Origin of the sequence: Hydrogenophaga sp., assembly GCF_041913525.1 — a bacterium.
Lineage (GTDB): Bacteria > Pseudomonadota > Gammaproteobacteria > Burkholderiales > Burkholderiaceae_C > Hydrogenophaga.
Genome location: NZ_JAYSFD010000013.1, coordinates 1 through 24,199 on the forward strand (window position 1 = coordinate 1; position 24,199 = coordinate 24,199).

The following is a 24,199-nucleotide window of genomic DNA, read 5'->3' on the forward strand; positions in this document are numbered from 1 at the left end:
TGTGCACCATGTGCATTGGCGTGGGCCAGGGCATTGCGGTGGTGCTGGAGCGGGTTTAACGCGGCACGCGGCGCTCGCGCCGGCTTTCGTACAAGCCCAGGCGCTTGGCCAGGCGAATGAGGTTGGCGCGGTCCAGCCCCAGTTCGCGCGCGGCGGCGGCCCAGTTGTGGCCGTGCCGTGCCAGGGCCTCGCCCACCCACTGGTGCTCGGCCTGCTCCACCGCCTCACGCAAGCGCCGCCCACCCAGCGTGGGCAAAGGCGCGGGGCTTGGGGTGGCCGCCACGGGCGCGGCCACTTCCTCGGGCGCCAGGGCGGGCGCGGTGCCCAGCCCCAGGTCAGCCGCCGTGAGGGTGAGCATGCGCGGGCGCTCGCCGTGGCGCCCCAGGGCCTTGAGCACGCTGCGCCCGATCAGGTGTTCCAGCTCGCGCACATTGCCCGGCCAGTCGTAGGCCAGCAGCGCGCCCTGCGCGTCGGCGTCAAGGCGCAGGTGGCCCAGGCCCAGGCGCGAGCGGTTTTCTTCCAGAAAAAAACCGCTGAGCTGCAGCACGTCGCGCCCACGCTCGCGCAGCGGCGGCACCGGCAACGGGTACACGCTCAGGCGGTGGTAGATGTCGGCGCGCAGGCGCCCGGCGCGCACCTCGGCGGCGAGGTCGCGGTTGGTGGCCACGATCAGGCGCACGTCCACCCGGTGCTCGCGGTCTGAGCCCAGGCGCTGCAACTGCCCGCTTTGCAACACGCGCAGCAGCTTGGCCTGCGCGGCCAGCGGCAGCTCGCCCACCTCGTCCAGGAACAGGGTGCCGCCATCGGCCAGCTCGAACTTGCCCTGGCGCTCGCTCACCGCGCCCGTGAAGGCACCGCGCACGTGGCCGAACAGCTCGCTCTCCACCAGGGTGTCGGGCAAGGCCGCGCAGTTCAGGCTGACCAGGGGCTGGTCGGCACGCGGCGAGCGCGCGTGCAGCGCCTGCGCCACCAGCTCTTTGCCCACGCCGGTCTCGCCGGTGATGAGCACGGTGAGTTCGCTGGGCCCCACCAGATCGATCTCGCGCATGAGCTGCTTGAAGGCCGGGCTGTGGCCCAGCAGCTCGCGCTGCGGGCGCCCCGCCGCGCGGCGGTACGACTCGGCGCGCTGGTGCTCGTGCCGCGCCAGCGCGGCCAGGCGGTTGATGCGCAAGGCCGCGCCCACCGTGGCCGAGGCCAGGCTACCGAAGGCCTGCAACACGGTGAGGTGAGCGTCGGTGAAGCTGCCGCGTTGCAGCGAATCGAGCGTGAGCAGGCCGCACACCTGGCCCTCGAAGCTCAGCGCGCAGCCCATGCAGTCGTGCACGTCCAGCTCGCCGCGCAGGCCTTCCACCAGGCCGTCGTACGGGTCGGGCAATGGGCTGTGGGCCTCAAAGCGCATAGGCTGGCCAGCGGCCAGCAGGGTGGCGAAGCGGGGGTGCTCGGCCACCTTGAAGCGCCGGCCCAGGGTGTCGCGGCTCAGGCCATCAATGGCCAGGGGCACCAGGGCATCGCCATCCAGGCGCAGCAGGGCCACCGCGTCGCAAGGGAACAGCGTGCGCAAGGTGTGCAGCAGGCGGCGGTAACGCTCGGCTTCGGGGATGTCCTGCGGCAGGTCGGCCACCAGGGGCACGAGGGTGCGCAGCCATTCGGTTGTGGTCAGTTCCACCTGTTTTTGTGTCGAATTGACAGCAATTGAATTGTGGTCGGTTCGACATTATCCCCGCGCAAGTGCTTGATTCACCGTGCCCCTGCGGGTGGCATGGGCGTTGCAAACCAGCATGGCTTTCCCTACCCGTGAAGGACAAGACCCCTGTGCTGACCGACGCCCAACGCTCTATCGTGAAAGCCACCGTTCCCCTGTTGGAGATCGGCGGCGAGGCCCTCACCACCCACTTCTACCGCCTGATGCTCAGCGAGTACCCGCAGGTGCGCCCGCTGTTCAACCAGGCCCACCAGGCCAGCGGCGAGCAGCCGCGCGCCCTGGCCAATGGGGTGCTGATGTACGCCCGCCACATTGACCGCCTGGAAGGCCTGGGCGGGCTGCCGGCGCAGATCGTGGCCAAGCACGTGTCGCTGCAGGTGCTGCCCGAGCACTACCCCATCGTGGGCACCTGCCTGCTGCGCGCCATTCGCGAGGTGCTGGGCGCCGACGTGGCCACCGACGAGGTGATCGCCGCCTGGGCTGCGGCCTACCAGCAGTTGGCCGACATCCTGATCGCGGCCGAAGAGCAGGTGTACCAGGCCAGCGAAACCGCCCCCGGTGGATGGCGCGGCGCGCGCGCTTTCCGCGTGGTGCGCAAAGAACCCGAGAGCAGCGAGATCACCTCGTTCTACCTGCGCCCGGTGGACGGTGGGCCGGTGGTGGCCCACCAGCCCGGCCAGTACCTGGGCCTGCGCCTGCGCATCGACGGGCAGGAGCACCGCCGCAACTACTCCATCTCGAATGCGCCCGACGGGCAGGAACTTCGCATCAGCGTGAAGCACCAGGCCGGTGGCCTGGTGTCGGGCCACCTGCACCAGCACGTGGGCGTGGGCGACACGCTGGACGTGTTCCCGCCCGCGGGCCACTTCACCTTGCAAGACAGCGATCGCCCGCTGGTGCTCATCAGCGGTGGTGTGGGCATCACCCCCACCCTGGCCATGCTGGGCCAGGCCCTGCAGAGCGGGCGCACGGTGCACTTCATTCACTGCGCGCGCAACCGCGCGGTGCACGCGTTTCGCGACACCATCGACGCGCTGGCCGAGCGCCACCCGCAGCTCAAGCGCTTCTACTGCTACGACCAGCCCGACGAGGGCGCGCACGCCGTGGGCTTGCTGGACGAGCAGCGCCTGGCGCAATGGCTGCCCGCCACGCGCGACGTGGACGCCTATTTCCTGGGCCCCAAGCCCTTCATGGCCCTGGTGCAGCGCAGCCTGCGCGCCCTGGGCGTGCCCGAGGCACAAACGCACCACGAGTTCTTCGGCCCCGCGGCCGCGCTGAACTGAGTGCGCGCGCTGGCACAACCCGTGGCGGCCTGGCTGGCCGCCACGCTGGCGGCGTTCCGACCGCACGCCCTGCCGGGCGGGCGGCGCGATGCCTTGCTGGGCTGCGTGGGCGTGGGCCTGGGCCTGCTGATCACCGAATGGCTCGCTCACCACTGGTTGGGCGGTGCGCCGCTGGCCTTCCTGCTGCCCATGGGGGCCTCGGCGGTGCTGCTGTTCATGCTGCCGGCCAGCCCGCTGGCGCAGCCCTGGTCGGTGCTGGGCGGCAATGTGGTGTCGGCCCTGCTGGGCGTGGCGCTGTACCGCTGGCTGGGCGACGCCGCCTGGGCCGCCGCGCTGGCCGGCGCCCTGGCGGTGGCGGCCATGCGCGCCTTGCGCTGCCTGCACCCGCCCGGCGGCGCCATGGCGCTCACCGCCGTGCTGGGCGGCCCCGGCGTGCACCACCTGGGCTGGGGCTTTGTGCACGGGCCGGTGCTGGTGAACTCGGTGGCCATGCTGCTGGTGGCCCTGCTGTTTCACCGCCTCACCGGGCGGCGCTACCCGCACCAACCCAGCAGCACCGCACAGGCCCACGGCACGCAAGACCCACCGCCCACGCACCGCACCGGCGTGTCGGCGCAAGACCTGGACGCCGCCCTCGCCTCTTACGGCGAAACGCTGGACATTGACCGCGACGACCTGGAAGAAATTCTGGTGCGCGCCCACCTGCACGCCCAGCGCCGCCACTGGAGCGGTGTGCGCTGCGAACACATCATGTCGCGCGACGTGGTGAGCGTGCGCGACGACGCCCCCGCCCGCGAGGCCTGGGAGCGCCTGGCCCGCCACCGCGTGAAGGCGCTGCCCGTGCTCGACGCCAACAGTTGCCTGGCCGGCATCGTCTCGCTGCACGATTTCTTTTTGCACCACGGCAAGCCCGCCCCGACTGACGCCCTGGTGCGCGATTTGATGACGCGCGAGGTGATCGTGGCCCGACCCGAGCAGGCCATTGCCGACTTGGTGAGCGGCTTCTCCGATGGCGGCCTGCACCACCTGCCGGTGGTGGACGGGCAACGCCGGGTGGTGGGCATGGTGACGCAGTCCGACCTGGTGGCCGCGCTGTTCCAGACCGGGCGCGGCGGCTAGGGCGACTCAGTTTCCGGGCAAGGCGCCGCTTGCCCAGGTGACACCCCCGTCGGCTGACCAGGCCGCGAAGCGGCCACCCAGGGCCACCACCCGCCCCTCGCCCACCAGGCACCACTGCGCCAACCCGGCCTTGGGCGGCAGGCCGTTGTCGGTCACGCGCCAGGTGGCGCCATGGTCGGTGGAGCGGATCGGCGTGCCCGCGCCCACCAGGGCCAGCACCACGCCATCGGGACCGAACAGCACTGGCCGCGCCAGGTGCAGGCGCGCCGCGTCGCGCACGGGCTGGCCGCGGTGCGCCCAGGTGGCCCCGGCATCGCCCGAGGTGAGCACATGGCCAAACTCGGTGATGGCCACCACGCGGCCATCGGCGTCGGCGCCGAGGCTGGCGATGCGCCCGCTGGCCTCGCGGTCGAACACGCGGGCCCAGGTGAGCCCGTTGTCCAGCGAGCGAAACACCAGCGTGCGCCCGGGCACGAGTTCGTCGCCGTTGTGCGCCAGCAGCACACCCGGCAGCGGCCGGAACAGTTGGGCATTGCCCACTGGCGCGGGGCCGATGCGCCAGCTTGCGCCGGCGTCGTCTGAGGCGTGCAGCTCAAAGGCGGTGGGCTTCACGAAGCCCACCGGCGTGCGGCCCACCCAGGCCAGCGCGCCCAGGCCGTTGCTGCTCAGGGGCCCGGCGTGCTCCAGCCCGGGCAGGGCCTGGCGCAGCCATTGCCGCCCGCCGTCGGTGGAGCGCAGCACGGCCACGCCATCTGACCCGGTGCCCACCACCACCCAGGTTCGCCCGGCATCGGCCAGGGCCACCTGCGGCCACTGCGGACCGAAGCCACGCGCCGGCCCCAGGGGCACGCGAGGCTCGGCTTGCGCCCAGTTCAGGCCAGCGTCGGCGCTGTGCCACCAGGGCCCCACGGTGCGCACGCCAGACCCGGCGATCTGCGCGGCCAGCGTGGCGCCCTGCCGAAAGCCCGAGGCGTAGAGCGCGGGTGCGCCATTGGCATCGGGCAGGCGCAGCACGCGCAGCGAGGTGTCGCCGGGTGGCGGAAGCAGTTCGGCGTCGCGCCAACTGGTGCCCCGGTCGGTGGAGACCAGCAGGCGGCCCTGCAACTCGGTGAGCGAGAGCGTGTGGCCGGCGGCCAGCAGGTGGGCCGGGTCGCGGCAATCCAGGTCGTTGACCCAGAGCGCGGGGTCTGAGGTGACGCTTGCGCAGCCCGCCAGCGCCAGGGCACCGGCCAACAGCGCAGCCCGGCGCGTGTGCATGTTCAGGCCTTTCGCCTGCCCTGCCCCTTCGCTTGGCGGCGTGCCACCCAGGCCAGGGCCAGCGCCGCGCTCAGCAGCAGGGCCCAGGTGCCCGGCTCGGGCACGGCGCCCACGAAACGCCACTGGCCGGTGAAGGGCAGGATGAATGAACCGAGCGCGTCGGAGCGCACGAAGCCGGTCCATTCCAGCGGGTCGGGCTCGTAGAGCTGGCTGATGTCGCCCAGGTAGGCCGAGAGCGCACTGCGGCTGGTGGACATCACCAACTCAGACGAACCGTCGTTCACGTAAATGCCGCCACTGAGGTACTGCGCCACGCTCAGGGACAGCTCGGTGCGGAAATACCAGCTCAGGAAATAGGCGGCGGGGTCGAGCGACACGGTTTGCGTGGCCCAATACAAATGGGGCCGGAACGAGGCGATGCCGTCGTTCACCACGGTGGCGGGGCTGTAAGCGCCATCGTGATCGATGGACAGAGACGCCGAGCCGCTTTGCACAGCCGCCAGTTCCATCCCGATGGTCATCTGATTCAGGCCCTGGTCGTAACTGATGGCACAGGTGCCGGGCGAATAGGCGCTCACGCAAGTGGATTGCGTCACCTCGAACTGGTAGAGGTGCACCACCGAGGCCAGCGCGTTCGGGGCCGCCAACACCGAGAGCAAGGCAGCCCACAGGGCCACCAGACACGCACGCAGTCGCTTCATCCGCCTTTCCTCCCACCCAGGCCGGCCCCCCGGCCGATGCCGGGCACAAGCAGGTTCCGTTCCGGGGCGGCAAGTGCTTGATTTGTCTGGGCCTGGACCGGCGCAGCCGGTGCGGGCGTCAGAAAAACCGACAGTCAGGCGGGGTGCGCTGCCCCCGTGGCGATGGCTTCGTCGCGCTCGATGCGGCCGTCCACGATCTCCACCAGGCGGTCGCAGCGCGAGGCCAGGCGCGGGTCGTGGGTGACGATGAGAAAGGTGGTGCCCTGCTCGGCGTGGATCTGGCGCAGCAGCGAAAACACGTCGCTGGACGAGGCCTGGTCCAGGTTGCCGGTGGGCTCGTCGGCCAGCACCAGCGCGGGCTTGAGGGCCACCGCCCGCGCGATGGCCACGCGCTGCTGCATGCCGCCCGAGAGCTCGGCCGGGCGCTTGTGCTCGGCGTGGGCCAGGCCCACGGCGGCCAGCAGTTCGCGGGCGTGGGCGCGCTGGGCCTCGCTCACAAAGCCCTCGGTCATGAGGGCGGGCAGCGTCACGTTCTCCAGCGCGGTGAAGGCCGGCAGCAGGTGGTGAAACTGGAACACGAAGCCCAGGGCGCGGCGCCGGCGCAGGGTGAGGCCTTCGTCGTGCAGGCCGTTCATTTCCTCGCCCAGCAGCTCATAAGAGCCGCTGGTCATGCGCTCCAGCAGGCCCAGCACATTGAGCAGCGTGCTTTTGCCCGAGCCCGATGGCCCCATGAGCGCCACGAACTCGCCGCGCTTGACCTCAAGGTCAAGTCCGTGCAGCACCTCCACCTCGGCGGGCTGACCCAGGTTGTAGGACTTGCGCAGCCCGCGCAGGCGAATGAGGGGCTGGCCGTTGGTGTGGGGGATGGACACGGGGCTGGTCACAGTCGGATGGCCTGGGCAGGGTCAAGCGCGGCGGCGCGGCGGGCCGGCGCAATGGCGGCGATCACGCCGCACACCGTGGCCACCAGGGCCACGTTCAGGCCAGTGGCCAGCGGCAGCGTGATGGCGAACAGCGGCAGCCCGTCCGAGCCGCGCACGAAGGTGGTGAAGAGCCAGATCATGGCCACCGCCAGCAACAGGCCAGCGGCCGAGCCCAGCGAGCCCACCAGCAGGCCCTGCAGCAGGAACACGCGCAGCACCTGGCGGCGCGTGGCGCCCATGGCCCGCAAGATGCCGATTTCGTGGCGCTTCTGCACCACCGAGACCACCAGCACGCTGGCGATGCCCAGCACCACCACCACCATCACCACGCCGCGAATGATGGCCGTGCTCACCGACTGCGCGTTCAGCGCCGAGACCAGTTGCGCGTTGTTCTCTTGCCAGCTTTCGGCCTTGAGCGGGTAGCGCTGGCGCAGCTCGCGCGCCATGGCGCTGGCCTGCCACACGTCGCTCACGCGCATGTCCACCTGCGTCACGCCGCCGGGCAGGCCCAGCAGGCTTTGGGCGGTGCGCAGCGGGGCGATCACGGTGCGCTCGTTCAGGTCTTTCACGCCCAGGTCCACCAGGGCGGTGACGCGCAGCACCTCGGTCACAGTGGTACCGCTGCTGGTGCCCCCGGCGCTCGCGGTCTGCACGCTGAAGCGGTCACCCAGGCGCAGGCCCAGGTCGTGCGCCAGTTCGCGGCCCACGATGGCCTCGCCCGGGCCCAGGCGCGCCGTGCCGCTCACCACCTTGCCGCGCAGGCCCACGATGCGGTCGTAGCGGTCAAGGTCCACGCCCAGCAGGGCCATGGACTGCACCGCCTCGCCGCGCAGCGCCAGGCCCGCGCCCGAGACCATGGGCGACACGGCCGTGATGCCCGGCGTGGCCTCCAGCACGGGCAGAAGCAACTGCCAGTTGATCACCGAGCGCAGGCGCTGGGCGCGTGGCTGCACCTCGGCCAGGCGGGTGCTGCCCTGCTCGGGCGCGGCGGCGCTGAGCACCACATCGTCCAGCGAGCGCAGCGTGATGTGGCCTTGCGCCCCCAAGGTCTTGGCCAGGGTGCTGGCCTGCAGGCCGGTGATGAGGGCCGAGATGTAGGCCACCACCGCCACGCCCGCGGCCACGCCCAGGATGATGAGCAGCGTCTGGCTGCGGCCCTCGCGCAAAAACTTCACCGCCACGCGCCATTCAAAGCCCAGCCAGCGCCGCCAGTTCATGCCCGCCACGCCCTCAGCGCCCCATCGATTGGGTGAGCGCCGCGCCCGCCGCACCGCCGCCACCGGCGGCCTGGGCGCTGGTGCTGGGCCAGCCCGTCAGGGCCTTGGCGCGCACGCGCTGGCCCGGCTGCACCTGGGCCGAGGCCTCGCCCAGCAGCACCAGTTCGCCGTCTTGCAGGCCGTCTTGCACCTCCACCGCCTGCAGGGTGCGCACGCCCAGGCGCACGGCCCGGGCCTGGGCGCGACCATCGGCGGCCACCAGCACGGTGGCGCTGGCCTCGTCGGCACCGGGGCGCAGCGCGGCCAGCGGCAGGGCCAGGGCGCGGTCTCGGCGGGCGGTTTCCACCTCGACCGACAGCGTCATGTCTTCGCGCAGAAAGGCCGGGGGCGCGTCCGTCATCTCGAACTTCACCTCAATGGCGCCGCGCTGCGCGTCCACCCGGGGGGCGATGCGGCTCAGCCGCGCGGCGAAGCGCTGGCCGGCATAGGCGTCGGCCACCACGGTGGCGGGCTGCCCCGTGGCGAGCTGGTCCAGAAAGCGCTCATCGGCCTGGGCCACCAGCACGGTGGGGCCGGCCAGGGCCAGGGCGAGCAGGGCCTTGCCGGGCTGCACGATCTGGCCGGGCTCGACATCGCGCGTGAGCACGCGGCCATCGGTGGGGGCGCGCAGCTCGGCCTGGGCCAGGCGCGCTTGCGCGGCTTCGGTGGCGGCCTTGGCCGCTTGCCACTGGGCCTGGGCCTGCACCTCGTCGGTGCCGCCGTCGCGGTTGGCGGCCACCTGGGCGCGGGCGTTGGCCTGCTGGGCCTCGGCCACTTGCAGGGCACGGCGGGCTTCGTCCAGCCGCGAGCCGCTCACAAAGCCTTGCGCCACCAGGGCCTGGGCGCGCTCCATCTCGGCACGGGCGGCCACCACACCGGCATCGGCCTGGGCCAGCGCGGCCTGGGCCTGGGCGCGGCCGGTGGTTCGCAGGCCGCTCAGGCGGGCCTGGGCCTGCAGCTCGCTGGCGCGGGCCTGGGCCAGGGTGGCGCGCAGCTCGTCGGTCTCAAGGCGCAGCAGGGGCTGGCCGGCGCGCACCGCGTCGCCTTCGCGCACCAGCACCTCGGCCACACGGCCGGTGACGGTGGCGCCCACGTCCACGCGGGTGAGGGCCTCCACCCGCGCCGAGACTTGCACCGTGCGCACCAGCGGGGCGGCCTGCACGGCAAAGGCGTCCACCACCGGGCCACGCCAGCGCGCCCAGCCCAACACGGCGGCGCCCAGCACCACCACGGCGGCCACGGCCACCAACACCCCACGTCCAGTTCCGATCAGGCGCATGCGATTTGCTTGTGTTCGATTGAATCTTGTTCGAAGCCGTGGCCCACGCGGGCCTTGGCCTGAGTATCGGCCATCGCCCTGCCCCGCACGGCCAGCAACCCCACGTTGGCCCTTCAGGCCGCGGCGCGGCGTTGGCGCGCCAGCAGCCACAGCAGGCCCGCGCCCACCAGCAGCACCGGCGGCAAAGAGCCCAGGTTGAGCCAGTCCCAGCCCTGGGTGGTGACCAGCACGCCCGATGAAAACGAGCTCACCGCCATCACCGCGAACATCAGGAAGTTCATGGCGCCCTGGGCGCGGTCGCGCTCGGCGGCGGTGTAGGCCGACAGCGATAGCGTGGTGGCCCCGGTAAACAGGAAATTCCAGCCCACGCCCAGCAGGAAAAGCGCCACGGTGAAATTGGCCAGCGCCACGCCCGAGAGCGCCAGCGCGATGCAGGCCAGGTTCAACAGCACGCCCACGCCCATCACGTTGAGCACGCCGTAGCGCTTGATGAGGTGGCCGGTGAAGAAGCCCGGCGCGAACATGCCGATCACGTGCCACTCCAGCACGAAGGCCGCGTCTGAAAACGCAAAGCCGCACTGGGCCATGGCCAGCGGCGTGGCGGCCATGAGCAGGTTCATCACGCCATAACCCAGGGCCGCCGCGCCGGCCGCCACGATGAACACCGGCTGGCGCGCGATCTCGCCCAGCGGCCGCCCGCCCGAGGCCGCCGCGCGGGCCGGCGGCGCGGGAAAACGCATCACCGCCAACACCCCCATGGCCAGCACGGCCACCGCCGCCAGCGCCAGGTAGGTGCCGGCGAAGGGCACACCGGCCAGGGCCTGGGTGCGGGTGGCCAGGTTGGGGCCGGCCACCGCGCCGATCAGGCCACCGGCCATCACGAACGACACCGCCTTCTCGCGGTAGGCCGGGGCCACCAGCTCGGCCGAGGCGAAGCGGTACAGCTGACCGTTGGCCGAGTAATAGCCCGCCAGCAAGGTGGCCGCGCAGAGCAGCCAGAACTGGCGGGTGTAGGCCGCGTAAGCGCACAGCAGCGCCGACGCCACCGCCACCACCAGGCCCAGCACGAAGCTGTTTTTGCGGCCCAGGCGCGACTGCGTCCAGGCCACCGGCCCGGTGAACAGCGCGCCACCCACCACATAGCCCATCACCGGCAAGGTGGCCATCCAGCCATAGGGCGCCAGCGACAGGCCCACCAGCCCGTTGATGGCAATGAAGGTGACGTTGTTGGTGAAGAACAGCCCTTGCAGCAGGGTGAGAAGCCAGAGGTTGCGGTTCATGGGGGGCATCGCCAGGGGGAAACGGCGATTGTCGCGCCGGGGTGCCCCTGGAGACCAGCGACGGGGCGACTCGCTACCGGCCGGCCAGGGTCAACCTGTATTGACAGACGCCAGCGGGTTGCTTAGCCCGCCTCGGCGCCCCGCTGGCGCGCGGCCGATGCCCGGGTGCGCGGCAGCTTTTCGGCCTCGTCGGCCGACCAGGGCATGGCCAGGATCTGCTTGAGCTGGGCCATACGCTCGGGGCCGATCTGGGCCTCGATCTCGGCCTCGATGGCGTCCAACTGCTGCTCGGCCGACTCGGCCATGTCCCAGCCTTTTTCGGTGAAGCGCAGCAGCTTGATGCGGGCGTCGGCCTCGCTGTCCACAAATTCGACATAGCCCAGCTGCGCGGCTTCGCTGGCCAGCTTGTGCACGGCCTGGCGGCTCACGGCCAGGCGGCGCGCCAGGTCGGAGAGGCCCAGCGGGCGACCCAGCAGGTTGGCCAGCAGGCGGCTCATGGCGGGGGTCACGTCGCCGTAGCCATTGCGCGCGGCATTGGCGTTCAGGCGCTGCTCCACCCATTCGCTGCGGCTTTGCAGCAAGCGTCTGAGAAACAACTTGTCGGTCTCCATGGAGGGCGATTGTGGGGCAGGCACGGGCGCGCTGGATCGGCGACACCCGGCTTATTTGGTCAAGTCTAGTTGACAAACTTCGATTATGCTTGCATAACTAAAAAAGACATTGCCGACACACAGCCCTTGGAGACACGCATGCAGGCCATCGCCCGCCCCTTCTTCGGCCCGGAGCACGAGGCTTTCCGGGACCAGGTTCGCCGCTTCTGCGAAAACGAAATTGCCCCTCACCACGCCGAATGGGAACAGGCCCATGGCGTGCCGCTGGAGGTGTGGCGCAAGGCCGGTGAGAACGGCCTGCTGTGCGCCTGGCTGCCCGAGTCGCTGGGTGGCCCGGGTGCCGATTTCCTGTTCGACATCGTGGTGTCGGAGGAGCTTTGCCGCATTGGCGCCACCGGCCCGGGTTTCAACCTGCACTCGCTGGTGGTGGCGCCCTACATCGCGCACTACGGCACGCCGGCCATTCAGCAGCAGATCCTGCCGCGCATGGTCAGCGGCGAGCTGGTGGGCTCCATCGCCATGACGGAACCCGGCGCTGGCAGTGACCTGGCCAACATCCGCACCCGCGCCCTGCGCGACGGCAATGGCTGGCTGATCAGCGGCCAGAAGACCTTCATCACCAACGGCCAGAACGCCGGCGTGATCGTGGTGGCCGCCAAGACCGAAGACGAAGCCGGCAAGCCCGGCATCTCGATGTTCGTGGTCACGGCCGACATGCCGGGCTTCAGCCGCGGGCGCAACCTGCACAAGATCGGCCAGCACGCGCAAGACACGGCCGAGCTGTTTTTCGAGAACGTGCGCGTGGGCCCCGAGCACCTGCTGGGCGAGGTGAACAAGGGCTTTCGCTACATGATGCAAGAGCTGCCGCAAGAGCGGCTGTGCATCTCGGTGAACTGCCAGGCCCGTGCCGAGGCCGTGTTTGGCTGGACGCAGGAGTACGTGAAAGAGCGCAAGGCCTTCCAGCAGCGCATCGCCGATTTCCAGAACACCCGCTTCAAGCTCGCCTCGCTCTGGGCCGACCTGCAGGCCGGCCGCGCGCTGTGCGACAGCCTCATTCAGCGCCACCTGCTGGGCCAGCTCGACACCGCCTCGGCCTCGGCCGGCAAGCTGTGGCATTCCGAGCTGCTGGACCGCGTGACCGACGAGTGCGTGCAGTTGCATGGCGGCTACGGCTACATGCAGGAATACGCGGTGGCCCGCGCCTATTGCGATGCGCGCATTGAGCGCATCTACGCCGGCACCTCGGAAATCATGAAAGAAATCATCGCCCGCGCCATCTGCGACGAGCCGCGCCGCTGACCCCTCTGCTGGAGACCCCATGACTGTTCTCACCGAGCGGCGCGCCGATGTGGCCGTGCTGCGCCTGGACAACCCTCCCCTCAACGGCCTGTCGCTGGCCACGCGCCAGGCGCTGCTGCGCGCCCTGGAAGACGCACAGGCCGACGCCAGCGTGCGCGCCATCGTGCTCACCGGCGGGCCGCGCGCCTTCAGCAGCGGGGCCGACATCACCGAATTCGGCTCGCCCACGGCCTACCAGCACCCCAACCTGCCCACGCTGATTGACGCGCTGGAGCACTGCACCAAGCCGGTGGTGGCCGCGCTCAATGCCGTGGCCATGGGCGGCGGGCTGGAGTTGGCCCTGGGCTGCCACTACCGCATCGCCGAGCCCAACTGCCGCCTGGCCCTGCCCGAGGTGAAGCTGGGCCTGGTGCCCGGTGCCGGTGGCACGCAGCGCCTGCCGCGCGCCCTGGGCGTGGAGGCCGCGCTGAACCTGATCACCAGCGGTGAGCCCATCACCGCCGCGGCCGCCGCGCGCGTGCCTGGCCAGGCCCTGCTCGACCGCGTGGCCACCAGCGCCGACACCCTGCTCGACGAGGCCCTGGCCCTGGCCGCCGAGGCGGCCCAGCAAGCCCAGGCCGGCCAGCCCCTGCCCAGCCTGCGCGACCGCAAAGCCTGCCACCCGCGCGCCGAGGGCTACTTCGCCTTCGCCCGCGCCATGCTCAAAGGCCAGGCGCGCCACGTAAGCGCGCCCCTGCGCGCCATTGACCTGGTGGAAGCCGCCACCCGCCTGCCGCTGGCCGCCGGCCTGGCGCAAGAACTGCAGGTGTTCCTGGACCTGATGAACACGCCCGAGAGCGCCGCCCTGCGCCACGTGTTCGTGGCCGAGCGCGCCGCCGGCAAGATCGCCGACGTGCCTGCCAGCACCCCCACCCGCCCGGTTCAACACGTGGCCGTGGTGGGCGCCGGCACCATGGGCAGCGGCATTGCCATGGCCTGCCTGAACGCCGGCCTGCGCGTGAGCCTGCTGGAAACCCAGGCCCCCGCGCTGGAGCGCGGCATGGGCAACATTCGCAGCACCTACGAGGGCCAGGCGGCCAAGGGCCGCCTCAAGCCCGAGGCCCTGGCCGACCGCCTGGGCCGCCTGAACGGCACCCTGGCCTACGCCGACATCGCCCAGGCCGACGTGGTGATCGAGGCCGTGTTCGAAGACATGGGCGTGAAAGAGCAGGTGTTCCGCCAGCTTGACGCGGTGATGAAGCCCGGCGCGGTTCTGGCCAGCAACACCTCCACGCTCGACCTGAACGCCATCGCCGGCTTCACCCGTCGCCCGCAAGACGTGGTGGGCCTGCACTTCTTCAGCCCCGCCCACGTGATGAAGCTGCTGGAGGTGGTGCGCGGCGAGCAAACCGCGCCCGAGGTGCTGGCCACCGCCATGGCCTTTGGCAAGACACTGCGCAAGACCTGCGTGGTCTCGGGCGTGTGCGACGGCTTCATTGGCAACCGCATGCTCGACCCCTACTTCCGCCAGGCCGCCTTCCTGCTGGAAGAAGGCTGCAGCCCGCAGCAGGTGGACCGCGCCATCGAGACCTTCGGCTTCCCCATGGGCCCCTTCCGCATGAGCGACATGGCCGGCAACGACATTGGCTGGGCCATCCGCAAGCGCCATTACGTGGAAAAGCCGCAGGTGCGCCACAGCCGCCTGCCCGACCGCCTGTGCGAGCTGGGCCGCTTCGGCCAGAAGACCGGCGCCGGCTGGTACGACTACCGCCCCGGCCAGCGCGACGGCGCCATCAGCCCGGTGGTGAACGAACTGATCGAGCAGCACCGCGCCAGCCTGGGCCTGGCCCCGCGAAAGATTGCGAACGAGGAAATCGTGCAACGCCTGGTGCTGGCCCTAGTGAACGAGGGCGCGCGCATTCTGGAAGAAGGCGTGGCCGCCCGCGCGGGCGACATCGACATGGTCTACCTCACCGGCTACGGCTTCCCCGCCTGGCGCGGCGGCCCCATGCACTGGGCCGAGCAACAAGGCCTGTACGCCGTGGCCCAGACCATGCGCCGCTTCGCCAGCGCCCCGCATGGCGATGCCGACTTCTGGCAACCCGCCCCCCTGATCGCCCGCCTCGCCACTGAAGGCGGTCGCTTCCACGGCTAAGACCCCGGCCAACCCCACGCACACCACCATGACCCGAGCCGTTGTTGTCTCCACCGCCCGCACCCCGCTTGCCAAAAGCTGGAAAGGTGCCCTCAACATGACCCATGGCGCCACCCTGGGCGGCCACGCCGTGCGCCACGCCATCGCGCGCGCCGGCATTGACCCCGCCGAGGTGGAAGACGTGATCATGGGCTGCGCCTTCCCCGAAGGCACCACTGGCCTGAACATCGCGCGCCAAAGCGCCCTGGCCGGCGGCTGCCCGGTGGGCGTGCCCGGCCTCACCGTCAACCGCTTCTGCTCCAGCGGCCTGCAGGCCATTGCCCTGGCCGCGCAGCGCATCGCCAGCGGCGAAGGCCAGGTGTACGTGGCCGGTGGGGTGGAAAGCATTTCGTGCGTGCAGGCCAACCCCGCCATGCTGCAAGACCCCGATCTGGCCCGCGCCAAGCCGGCCATGTACTGGGGCATGCTGGAAACCGCCGAGCAGGTGGCCAAGCGCTACGGCATTGGCCGCGAGGCCATGGACGAGTACGGCGCCGCCAGCCAGCAAAAGGCCTGCGCCGCGCAGGCCGCTGGGCTGTTTGACGCCGAGATCGCGCCCATCACCGTGACCGCTGGCGTGGTGGACAAGGCCCTGGGCCTGGTCACGCGCGAGGTCACCCTCAGCCGCGACGAGGGCACCCGTGAAGGCACCACCGCCGCCGCCCTGGCGGGCCTGCGCCCGGCCCTGCCCGGTGGCCTGGTGAGCGCCGGCAACGCCAGCCAGTTCAGCGACGGCGCGGGCGCCTGCGTGGTGATGGACGAGACCCTGGCCGAGCAGCGTGGCCTGCAGCCCCTGGGCCGCTTCCTGGGCTTTGCCGCCGCTGGCTGCGAACCCGACGAAATGGGCATTGGCCCGGTGTTTGCCGTGCCGCGCGCCCTGGCCCGCCTGGGCCTGGGCGTGGACGACATCGACCTGTGGGAACTGAACGAGGCCTTCGCGGTGCAGGTGCTGTATTGCCGCGACAAGCTGGGCATTCCGGCCGAGCGGCTGAACGTGAACGGCGGCGCCATCGCCCTGGGCCACCCCTATGGCGTGAGCGGCCAGCGCCTGGTGGGCCACGCCCTCATCGAAGGCAAGCGGCGCGGCGCCAAGCGCGTGGCCGTGAGCATGTGCATTGCCGGCGGCATGGGCGCGGCCGGCGTGTTCGAGGTGCTCTGACCGCCGCCTTCCGACCCCCAAAACAACAGCAGGAGACAAGAACATGACCCAAGCCTCCCCCGCCTCCCCCACTTCCCGCCCGGCCGACTGGCCCGCCCACGTGCCGCACCAGATCGAGGTGCCCAACGAATCGCTCTGGCAAGGCTTCGCCGCCCGCGCCGCCGCCACGCCCGATGCCGTGGGCCTGCACTTCCTGGGCCGCGATTACAGCTGGGCCGCCCTGGTGCAAGAGGCCGAGCAACTGGCCGGCGCCCTGCAAGCCCTGGGCGTGCAGCGCGGCGACCGCGTGCTGCTCTTCATGCAGAACTGCCCGCAGTACGTGGTGGGTTTCCACGCGGTGCTGCGCGCCGGTGCCGTGGTGGTGCCGGTGAACCCCATGAACAAGGCCGACGAGCTGGGCCACTACATCCACGACGCGCAGGCCAAGGTGGCGCTGGCCAGCAGCGACATTGCGCAAGAACTGGCCCAGGCCAGTGCCGGCCTGCCAGCGGGCCAAGGCCTGCAACACCTGGTGTGGTTTGACCTGGCCGATGGCCTGCCTGAAACACCCGACACCAGCGACTGGCCCAGCCTGTGGCAGCACTGGCTGCCCACGCGCCACGCGGCACCCCACGCCGCCGGCCTGCGCACCCACCGCTGGGCCGAGCTGCTGGCCCAGGCCCCGGCCCCGCTGCCGCTGCAAGCCAGCGGCGAAGACCTGGCCCTGCTGCCCTACACCAGCGGCACCACCGGCGCGGCCAAGGGCTGCCTGCACACCCACGCCACCTTGCTGCACAACGCCATGGGCGCGGGCCCCTGGCTGGGCATGGGCCCGGGCGACGTGACCCTCATCGTGGTGCCCATGTTCCACATCACCGGCCTGGTGATGGGCATGCTCGCCAGCATCCGCCACGGCTGCCGCATCGTGCTGCTGCCGCGCTGGGACCGCCGCGTCGCCGTGCGCGCCATCTCGGCCCATGGCGTGACCCACTGGCCCAACATCCCCACCATGGTCATCGACCTGCTGGGCAGTGACGACCTGAACCAATACCGCCTGAACAGCCTGCGCTACATCGGCGGTGGCGGCGCCCCCATGCCAGATGCCGTGGCCGCGCGCCTGCAAGAGGTGTTCGGCCTGCGCTACGTGGAGGGCTACGGCCTGACCGAAACCGCCGCGCCCACGCACATCAACCCCATGCACGCGCCGCGCCGCCACTGCCTGGGCATGCCCTGGGTTGGCACGCGCGCCCTGGTGATCGACCCCGAGACCCTGCAGCCCCTGCCCGTGGGCGAGCCGGGCGAGATCGTGGTGAACGGCCCGCAGGTCTTTCACGGCTACTGGCAGCAGCCGCAGGCCACGGCAGAAGCCTTCATCGAGATCGACGGCGTGCGCTACTTCCGCACCGGCGACATCGGCCGGCAAGACGCCGACGGCTTCTTCTTCATGGCCGATCGCCTCAAGCGAATGATCAACGCCAGCGGCTTCAAGGTGTGGCCCGCCGAGGTAGAGGCCATGCTGCACAAGCACCCGGCCATCAAAGAATCTTGCGTGATCGCCACCCGCGACCCCTACCGCGGCGAAAGCGTGAAGGCCCTGGTGGTGCTGCGCGACAGCCACCGCGGCCAGGCCACCGCCGACGACCTCATCGCCTGGGCGCGCGAACACATGGCCGCCTACAAGTACCCCCGCGAGGTGGAACTGGTGGACGAGCTGCCCCGCACCGCCACCGGCAAGGTGCTGTGGCGCCAGGCCCAGGCCGAACAAGACCAACGCGACGCCGCCCGGCTGGCGGCCGCCAGCGCACCGCGCTGATCACACCAGCCACACCCCCCTTTCAACAGCCCACCCACCCAAAGGAGAGAGACATGACCCAACGCACCGTTTTCACTGCCTTCAACCGCCGCCGCGCCACCGCCGCCCTGGGCGCCGCCCTGCTGGCCGCCAGCCTCAGCCCGCTGGCGCACGCCCAAGACACCCGCCCGGCGCGCCTGCTGCTGGGCTTCCCGGCCGGTGGCTCGTTTGACGCCATCGCCCGCCTGCTGGCCGAAAAGCTCAAGACCGAACTGGGCCGTCCGGTGATCGTGGACAACAAGCCCGGCGCGGGCGGGCGCATCGCCATGGACCTGCTCAAGAACGCCCCGGCCGACGGCAGCGTGGTGATGTTCGCCCCCGGCGCCATCACCTCGCTCTACCCCTACACCGTGGCCAAGCTCAACTACGACCCCAAGAAAGACCTGGCCCCCATCGGCACCGTGGCCGAGTTCCCCTTCGCCGTGGCCGTGAGCGCCAGCAGCAAGATCACCAACCTGCGCGAACTGATTGCCGCCGCCAAGGCCAACTCGGCCCAGGCCATGTTCGGCACCCCGGCCGTGGGCGCGCCCCCGCACTTCTACGGCCTGGCCTTCGGTGAGGCCGCTGGCGTGAAGCTCGACCCCATCCCCTTCCAGGGCAGCGCCCCGGTGAACCAGGCGCTGATGGGCAACCAGATCCCCATGGGCGTGGACGTGATGGGCAGCATGGTGGAGAACCACAAGGGCGGCAAGATCCGCGTGCTGGCCGTGTCCACCGAGCAGCGCGCCCCGCAACTGCCCGACGTGCCCACCTTCGCCGAGCAGGGCTTCGCCAGCGTCACCGGCGGTGACTTCAACGCCTTCTTCGCCCCGGCCGGCACCCCCGCGCCCGCCCTGGCCGCCTGGAGCAAGGCCCTCTCCAACGTGCTGGCCCAGGCCGAGGTGAAGGACAAGCTCCTCACCATGGGCTTCATCCCCGTGGGCAAGGGCCCGGAAGAGCTGGCCAACCGCGCCGCCGCCCAGGCCAAGCGCTGGGAAGCGATCGTGAAGTCCTCGGGCTTCGTGGCGCAGTAAGCCGTACCATCCGCGCGCCTGGGGCCAAGCCCCCAGGGCATGCGGGCGCCTGCGCGGCGTCTCTAGAATGCCGCATTCTTTCATCGGCCCGCGCAGGACATGAGCCCCTTCCCGATCCCGCTTCGCACCGAGTGCCCGCCCGGCGCGTGCGTGTGCGACCGCGACGCCCTGCTCAGCGAACCCGATGCCGACCTGCGGGTGATGCGCCTGACCCGCGAGGAAGAAAAGCGCCTGCTGCACCGCCTGGAAAACCTCACCAGCCTGGACGACCTGCGCCGCATGCAGACGCGCATGGAAGAGCAACTGGGCATTCGCCTGAGCATTGGCACCAGCCCGAATGAGGTGCGCACCCTGCGCGGCATCCTGATCCTGGTGCACGAGCAGCGCGGCTTGTGCCGCAAAACGCGGCAGAACATCCCCGCCGCCATCAAGAAGAGCATGGAGCAGCGCCCCGAAATCGCCTATGCGCTGCTCAACGAAGACGGACTGTTCGGCGGAGGTTGAGAGATGATCCGGCGCGCCTCTTGCTTGCGCGCCCCCATGCTCCAAGCGATTCAAGGCCAATGGTTCGAGATGCGCCCTCTGGGCGACGGCATCACCTTCATCACCGAACCGCACGTCATTCCACTGCTGCGTTGCAACATCTGGCACATCCGCGGCCGCCACCTCGACCTGGTGGTGGACAGCGGCCTGGGCCTGTGCAGCCTGCACGAGGCCGCGCGCCACCTTTTCGGCCAGCGCGTGGCGGCCGTGGCCACCCATGTGCACCTGGACCACGTAGGCGGCCACCATGAATTCGCGGAATGCTGGTGCCACCGACTGGAAGCCGAGGGGCTGCGCCGGCCCGGCGCCGGCTTCAACCTATCAGGGCCCGACACCGACCTGGCCGATTTCGACGGTGCCTTTCCCGGCTACGAAACCGGTGGGCCGGCGGTCACCGCCCTGCCCTGGGCGGGCTACGACCTCTCGGCCTGGGAGCTCAAGGCCGCCAGCGTCACCCGCACGCTGGACGAAGGCGACGTGATCGACCTGGGCAACCGCCACTTCGAGGTGCTGCACCTGCCCGGTCACTCGCCGGGCAGCATCGGCCTGTGGGAGGCCGCCACCGGCACCCTGTTTTCGGGTGACGCGGTATACGACGGCCCGCTGCTCGATGCCCTGCACCACAGCGACCGCGCCGCCTACGCCCGCACCATGGAGCGCCTGCTCAGCCTGCCGGTGCAGGTGGTGCACGCCGGGCACGACCCGAGCTTTGGCCGCGATCGGCTGCACGAGATCGCACGGGCCTACCTGAAAGGCCTTCAGGCGTGAGGCAGGCCCGCGCAGACGGGGCTCACACCGTGGAGACGAACTGCTCGCGCGGGCGACGCACCTTCTTCAGGTTCACCAGCCAGTCGCCCTCGGCGGCGCGGTAGCCCAGCGGCAGCATCACCACCGAGCGCAGGCCGCGCGCGCGCAGGCCCAGGATCTCGTCCACCTTGGCCGGGTCGAAGCCTTCCATTGGGGTGGCGTCCACCTGCTCTTCAGCGGCGGCGATCAGCGCGGTGCCCAGGCCGATGTACGCCTGGCGGGCAGCGTGCTGGTGGTTCTCTTCAGCGGGGCGCGGCGGGTACAGGGCCAGCAGCTTCTGGCGGTAGGCCTCCCAGCCTTCGTTGACGAAGCCACGCTCGGTATTGACCAGGTCAAACATGGCGTTGATGCGCTCGGCGGTGTAGTTGTCCCAGGCGGCGAACACCAGCAGGTGCGAGCCGTCGGTGACCTGGGCCTGGTTCCAGGCGTGTTCGCGAATGCGCGCGCGCACGGCCGGGTCGGTGACCACGATCACCTCGTAGGGCTGCAGGCCGCTGGAGCTGGCGGTCAGGCGCACGGCCTCCACGATGCGGTCCACCTTGTCTTGCGGCACGGCGCGGCTGGGGTCCATCTTTTTGGCGGCGTAGCGCCACTGGAGTTTGTCGAGCAGTTGGGACATGGCAATCTTGTAAGCCAGGGTGGCTTGAATCAGTGAGGTCGCGATGATGACCCCGCCTGGATCAGCCCGCCCAGCCCGGCCGGAATAACCCGCGTGCGGCGGGTGCATGACAACAGGGCGTTTGACGCCAAGACACGTCAATGACAGCGGTGGCACCAGTCAGCGAAGCGCCGCGTTCAATTGGTCTACCACCTCGGCCCAGTCGGCGTCCTCCTGCAGCTCCTCGCGCAGCAGCGTGGCCTGCGCAGGCGTCCAGAATGGCGCCTCGTGCAACAGGGTACCTGCGGGCAGTGGCGAATGTCGGCGCACGAAGGCGGCAATGCTGGTCACGTCGTTGGGCAAGCCCAACTGGGCAAACAGGTCGGAAAAGCGGTGGAACGATGACTCCATTCGAGCAACTCCTCAAGACGAACAGGGCAAGCATACGCCGGCACTGCCCAGCACCCAAGGCGATCGCACGCGATGTTGTGTGGCGTAGATGAGTTGCGAACCATTGAAGCGCCGCATTGATGCTGCCGCGCATTGAGTGCGCTCAATGCCTGGTCGAGTCAGGCGCCTAGCATGAATGGCCTCACTCCATGGAGATGCACCATGCGCACACGCCACACCATCGCTGCAGCCGTTGCCGCCACCTTGACTGGCCTCGCCCTGATGAGCGCATCGGGATGCGCTGTCAGCCGAGGCCAGCAGTCCGTGGGCGCCTACGTGGACGACGCCGGCATCACCACCGCCGTGAAAACCAAACTGTTTGAAGACAAGACAGTGGCCGGCTCGTCCATCAGTGTGGAAACGCTCAACGGCACGGTGATGCTCTCGGGCTTCGCCAAGAGTGCCGCCGAGCGCAACACCGCCGAGGGCCTGGCGCGCTCGGTAACCGGCGTGAAAGAAGTGAAAAACCAGATCGTCGTGCGCCCCTGAACCGCTGGCCCGGCCAGCGGCTTCAATGACCAGCCGCGCCAGCGCGCAGCGCGGCATCTGAAGCACCTCTCGCCAAGTGGCGTCCGGCGCTTGCCGTTCATCGGTTCCGCGGCAGGGCCGGGGACGCATGCACCCGAAAGCCAAGGCACCGATCTGGTGCCCCTCACTGCATTACCCGCCCTTGACCCGTCGGGCCTGTTGGCGCCCGACCTGCCGACAGGGGCCTAACGCAATGGGCACCGACACGCGCTGCGCTCAATGGCCACTCAACACAGCGGCCCAGGCGCGCAACTGTCTCCTCCCTCACCTTCACGAAAGTACCCCATGGACCCGAACAACGACCAGCAAGCCCTCGCCACAACAGGCCTTCCAACTGATATGTGGCAGGAAATACTTCAGTACCTGAATGTTGACAATAAGGAGATCTCGTACGTTTCCAAGCAGTTTCTGACGGCCTGGCGCGCCGGGGTGGTCGGAATTCGATTCCACCTGCCCACCGAGTACTTCAATAACCGCATCCGGCACCGCACGGCCGCGAAGATGTACCCATTCCTGAGGTACATCCATTTCGCCAACACGAGCCACCCGGTCTTACCGCAGTCATTGCTGCTCACCGCCAACGGTCGCGCCGGCGGTGGCGGCCCGAAGGGCAAGGTGGCCGTGGGCCTCAGCCTGTACATCAGCAACTACGACTCTTCGTCCAGTCGAACCGGACGGTCCAGCGCTTACAGGGCCTTAGTCAAGTTTCCCGGCCTGGCCCAGATCGTCACCTACTTGATGGTGGGCCAAGACAGGTTTGTCCAGGATCAGCTAGGCTTCTATGGCGATTCCTCCTCGTCAGATGAGGCGAAAGAGCCCATCGACACTTGGCAGCTGGTGGCACAACTGCCGAACCTCACATTCCTGGAGGTGAGGCTCCACAGTGGCTATTCCGATCTCGCACGGACTGCACTGGGGCAGTTGAAAAACCTGACCCATCTGAGGCTCAGGCGGGCGGCCAACATCTGCTGCGAGACAGCGTCGGTCATCGGCCGCCTGCCCGAGCTCAGGCATCTTTGGCTCGAATACATCGATGAAAACACGCCGCAAAAGCTGCTGGCGAGCCTGGTCGGCGAAGGCATCGAGCTAGAGACGCTCACCTTGCACGGCTCGATTTGTCACCGAACGGGTTTTGGGCTGGAGCTGTGCCACTTGGTGAAGGCGCCCTACCTGCGGCAACTGACTTTGGCAGGCACCGGTCAAGCGGGCGGCAAACGCTTGAGGTTCGCCAGGGTGAATTGGACCATCCACTCGTCAGGCCAGCTGGTTCCTCTCGACTCAGTGGAACACCTGGTCTTGAGGCATTTGGTCCTCAGCGAGGGTTTCCTGGAAACCCTCACCGTCCTGTTCCCGAATCTGCACACCTTGGAGGTGGTGAACTGCGAAGGCCTTGACTGCCAGGGCCTGATGCAACTGACGAAGCTGACCAAGCTGCAAGTGTTCGCCTGGCCTGATGAGGTACCAACACTCAGTCTCGCAGAGGCAAGCACGTTCATTCAGCATTGCCCGGCACTCGTTCGAATGGTGACCCACCTCACCGATTCAAGCGAGGAATTCGACCTGTTCAAGAACGCAAATGACTTTGGGGTCATCGTCACGCCACCACCAGAAGACGACTTCTTCTGATACCGCACGCAGGTCGCAGGAGTCGTCGATGCACTGGTCAGCGACTTATCCCGTTGAGGCCACCTCAGCTCACGGCATGCCGCAGCAGCAACGCGGCCAGCACCCACATGGTCAGGCCAATCAGCGCGTCGAGCACCTGCCAGGCACGCGGCCGCGCGAACCAGGGCGCCAGCCAGCGCGCGCCAAAGCCCAGCGAAGCGAACCAGGCTAGGCTGGCCGCGCTGGCCCCGGCCACGAACCAGCCTTGCAGCGGTGCGGGCTGCTGCGCGCCGATGCTGCCCACCAGCAGCACCGTGTCCAGGTACACGTGCGGGTTGAGCAGGGTGAAGGCCGCCGCTTGCGCCAGCGCGGCACCGCGCGTCAGCCCTTGACCGCCACCGGCCGCCTGCAGCGCCTGCGCGTGGCGCGCACGGCGCAAGGCGCGCCAGCCGTACACCGCCAGAAAACCCGCACCCGCCAGCGCCAGCGCGCGCGCCAGGCCCGGGCTGTTGCCCAGGGCCTGCGCCATGCCCAGCACACCGGCGCTGATCAGCACCGCATCGGCCAGCGCGCAAAACAGCACCACGCTGCCCACGTGCTCGCGCCGCAGGCCCTGGCGCAACACATAGGCGTTCTGCGCCCCGATGGCCACGATCAGGCCCAGGCTCAGGGCCAGGCCCTGGGCGAACACCGGCCAGGCCAGCGACAAAGTGGAAGTACCGAAATCCATCATGGGCATAAAAGGAGAGCTTGCCAGAGCACCGGCACGAAGCGAGGCTGGC

General features: G+C 69.8%; 22 protein-coding genes. 11 read left to right on the forward strand and 11 right to left on the reverse strand.

Going from position 1 to position 24,199, the window contains the following annotated elements; genetic code table 11:
- Window positions 1–55: 55 nt before the first annotated feature.
- On the reverse strand, window positions 56–1,660 hold the full coding sequence (gene norR, locus ACE3RQ_RS14915) for a nitric oxide reductase transcriptional regulator NorR (protein ID WP_374522935.1): 1,605 nt from the start codon (window positions 1,658–1,660) through the stop codon (window positions 56–58).
- A gap of 152 nt (window positions 1,661–1,812) precedes the next feature.
- Between norR and hmpA the strand changes: the two genes are divergently transcribed.
- Entirely contained in the window at window positions 1,813–2,985 is a 1,173-nt protein-coding gene (gene hmpA / locus ACE3RQ_RS14920; RefSeq protein WP_374522838.1) for an NO-inducible flavohemoprotein, read from the forward strand.
- On the forward strand, window positions 2,986–4,104 hold the full coding sequence (locus ACE3RQ_RS14925; RefSeq protein ID WP_374522839.1) for an HPP family protein: 1,119 nt from the start codon (window positions 2,986–2,988) through the stop codon (window positions 4,102–4,104).
- 6 nt (window positions 4,105–4,110) lie between these two features.
- Here the strand turns inward: ACE3RQ_RS14925 and ACE3RQ_RS14930 are convergent, their stop codons facing one another.
- From ACE3RQ_RS14930 to ACE3RQ_RS14960, 7 genes are all read right to left on the reverse strand, one after another.
- Window positions 4,111–5,361 carry a WD40/YVTN/BNR-like repeat-containing protein gene (locus tag ACE3RQ_RS14930; RefSeq protein WP_374522840.1) on the reverse strand — a complete coding sequence of 417 codons (1,251 nt, stop codon included), beginning with the start codon at window positions 5,359–5,361 and terminating at the stop codon, window positions 4,111–4,113.
- Window positions 5,362–5,363: 2 nt separating this feature from the next.
- Window positions 5,364–6,062, reverse strand: a complete 699-nt coding sequence (locus ACE3RQ_RS14935; RefSeq protein ID WP_374522841.1) for a PEP-CTERM sorting domain-containing protein — start codon at window positions 6,060–6,062, stop codon at window positions 5,364–5,366.
- A 134-nt stretch (window positions 6,063–6,196) separates the two neighbouring features.
- Entirely contained in the window at window positions 6,197–6,934 is a 738-nt protein-coding gene (locus ACE3RQ_RS14940; RefSeq protein ID WP_374522842.1) for an ABC transporter ATP-binding protein, read from the reverse strand.
- A gap of 8 nt (window positions 6,935–6,942) precedes the next feature.
- Window positions 6,943–8,202, reverse strand: coding sequence for an ABC transporter permease (locus ACE3RQ_RS14945; RefSeq protein WP_374522843.1), 1,260 nt, complete (start codon window positions 8,200–8,202; stop codon window positions 6,943–6,945).
- 13 nt (window positions 8,203–8,215) lie between these two features.
- Complete coding sequence (locus ACE3RQ_RS14950; RefSeq protein ID WP_374522845.1) at window positions 8,216–9,520, reverse strand: efflux RND transporter periplasmic adaptor subunit; 1,305 nt, start codon at window positions 9,518–9,520, stop codon at window positions 8,216–8,218.
- A 113-nt stretch (window positions 9,521–9,633) separates the two neighbouring features.
- Complete coding sequence (locus ACE3RQ_RS14955; RefSeq protein ID WP_374522846.1) at window positions 9,634–10,800, reverse strand: MFS transporter; 1,167 nt, start codon at window positions 10,798–10,800, stop codon at window positions 9,634–9,636.
- 122 nt (window positions 10,801–10,922) lie between these two features.
- Window positions 10,923–11,411, reverse strand: coding sequence for a MarR family winged helix-turn-helix transcriptional regulator (locus tag ACE3RQ_RS14960; RefSeq protein ID WP_374522847.1), 489 nt, complete (start codon window positions 11,409–11,411; stop codon window positions 10,923–10,925).
- 138 nt (window positions 11,412–11,549) lie between these two features.
- Between ACE3RQ_RS14960 and ACE3RQ_RS14965 the strand changes: the two genes are divergently transcribed.
- The 7 genes from ACE3RQ_RS14965 to ACE3RQ_RS14995 all read left to right on the forward strand — a co-directional run bounded on the left by ACE3RQ_RS14965 (window position 11,550) and on the right by ACE3RQ_RS14995 (window position 20,197).
- Window positions 11,550–12,710, forward strand: coding sequence for an acyl-CoA dehydrogenase family protein (locus ACE3RQ_RS14965; RefSeq protein WP_374522848.1), 1,161 nt, complete (start codon window positions 11,550–11,552; stop codon window positions 12,708–12,710).
- Between the two features lie 19 nt (window positions 12,711–12,729).
- Window positions 12,730–14,844 (forward strand): 3-hydroxyacyl-CoA dehydrogenase NAD-binding domain-containing protein, encoded by a 2,115-nt coding sequence (locus ACE3RQ_RS14970; protein ID WP_374522849.1) that lies wholly within the window; start codon window positions 12,730–12,732, stop codon window positions 14,842–14,844.
- A gap of 28 nt (window positions 14,845–14,872) precedes the next feature.
- Entirely contained in the window at window positions 14,873–16,042 is a 1,170-nt protein-coding gene (locus ACE3RQ_RS14975; protein WP_374522850.1) for an acetyl-CoA C-acyltransferase, read from the forward strand.
- Window positions 16,043–16,085: 43 nt separating this feature from the next.
- Window positions 16,086–17,834 carry a long-chain-fatty-acid--CoA ligase gene (locus ACE3RQ_RS14980; RefSeq protein ID WP_374522851.1) on the forward strand — a complete coding sequence of 583 codons (1,749 nt, stop codon included), beginning with the start codon at window positions 16,086–16,088 and terminating at the stop codon, window positions 17,832–17,834.
- Between the two features lie 53 nt (window positions 17,835–17,887).
- Window positions 17,888–18,886 carry a Bug family tripartite tricarboxylate transporter substrate binding protein gene (locus ACE3RQ_RS14985; protein WP_374522852.1) on the forward strand — a complete coding sequence of 333 codons (999 nt, stop codon included), beginning with the start codon at window positions 17,888–17,890 and terminating at the stop codon, window positions 18,884–18,886.
- A gap of 99 nt (window positions 18,887–18,985) precedes the next feature.
- Window positions 18,986–19,390, forward strand: coding sequence for a hypothetical protein (locus ACE3RQ_RS14990; protein WP_374522853.1), 405 nt, complete (start codon window positions 18,986–18,988; stop codon window positions 19,388–19,390).
- A 36-nt stretch (window positions 19,391–19,426) separates the two neighbouring features.
- Complete coding sequence (locus tag ACE3RQ_RS14995; RefSeq protein ID WP_374522854.1) at window positions 19,427–20,197, forward strand: MBL fold metallo-hydrolase; 771 nt, start codon at window positions 19,427–19,429, stop codon at window positions 20,195–20,197.
- A 22-nt stretch (window positions 20,198–20,219) separates the two neighbouring features.
- Here ACE3RQ_RS14995 and ACE3RQ_RS15000 read toward each other — a convergent pair whose 3' ends face one another.
- Window positions 20,220–20,855, reverse strand: coding sequence for an NAD(P)H-dependent oxidoreductase (locus ACE3RQ_RS15000; RefSeq protein ID WP_374522855.1), 636 nt, complete (start codon window positions 20,853–20,855; stop codon window positions 20,220–20,222).
- Window positions 20,856–21,014: 159 nt separating this feature from the next.
- Window positions 21,015–21,245, reverse strand: a complete 231-nt coding sequence (locus ACE3RQ_RS15005; protein WP_374522856.1) for a DUF2789 domain-containing protein — start codon at window positions 21,243–21,245, stop codon at window positions 21,015–21,017.
- A gap of 201 nt (window positions 21,246–21,446) precedes the next feature.
- Here ACE3RQ_RS15005 and ACE3RQ_RS15010 point away from each other — a divergent pair, with 201 nt between their 5' ends.
- Both ACE3RQ_RS15010 and ACE3RQ_RS15015 read left to right on the forward strand, forming a co-directional pair.
- The gene (locus ACE3RQ_RS15010; protein ID WP_374522857.1) at window positions 21,447–21,773 is read left to right on the forward strand and encodes a BON domain-containing protein; all 327 of its coding nucleotides are present in this window, start codon (window positions 21,447–21,449) and stop codon (window positions 21,771–21,773) included.
- 324 nt (window positions 21,774–22,097) lie between these two features.
- Window positions 22,098–23,438: a hypothetical protein gene (locus ACE3RQ_RS15015; RefSeq protein ID WP_374522858.1), complete on the forward strand. Its 1,341-nt coding sequence runs from the start codon at window positions 22,098–22,100 to the stop codon at window positions 23,436–23,438.
- A gap of 64 nt (window positions 23,439–23,502) precedes the next feature.
- On the opposite strand, the gene ACE3RQ_RS15020 is transcribed toward ACE3RQ_RS15015, so the two are convergent.
- Window positions 23,503–24,147, reverse strand: coding sequence for a LysE/ArgO family amino acid transporter (locus ACE3RQ_RS15020; protein WP_374522936.1), 645 nt, complete (start codon window positions 24,145–24,147; stop codon window positions 23,503–23,505).
- Window positions 24,148–24,199: the final 52 nt, after the last annotated feature.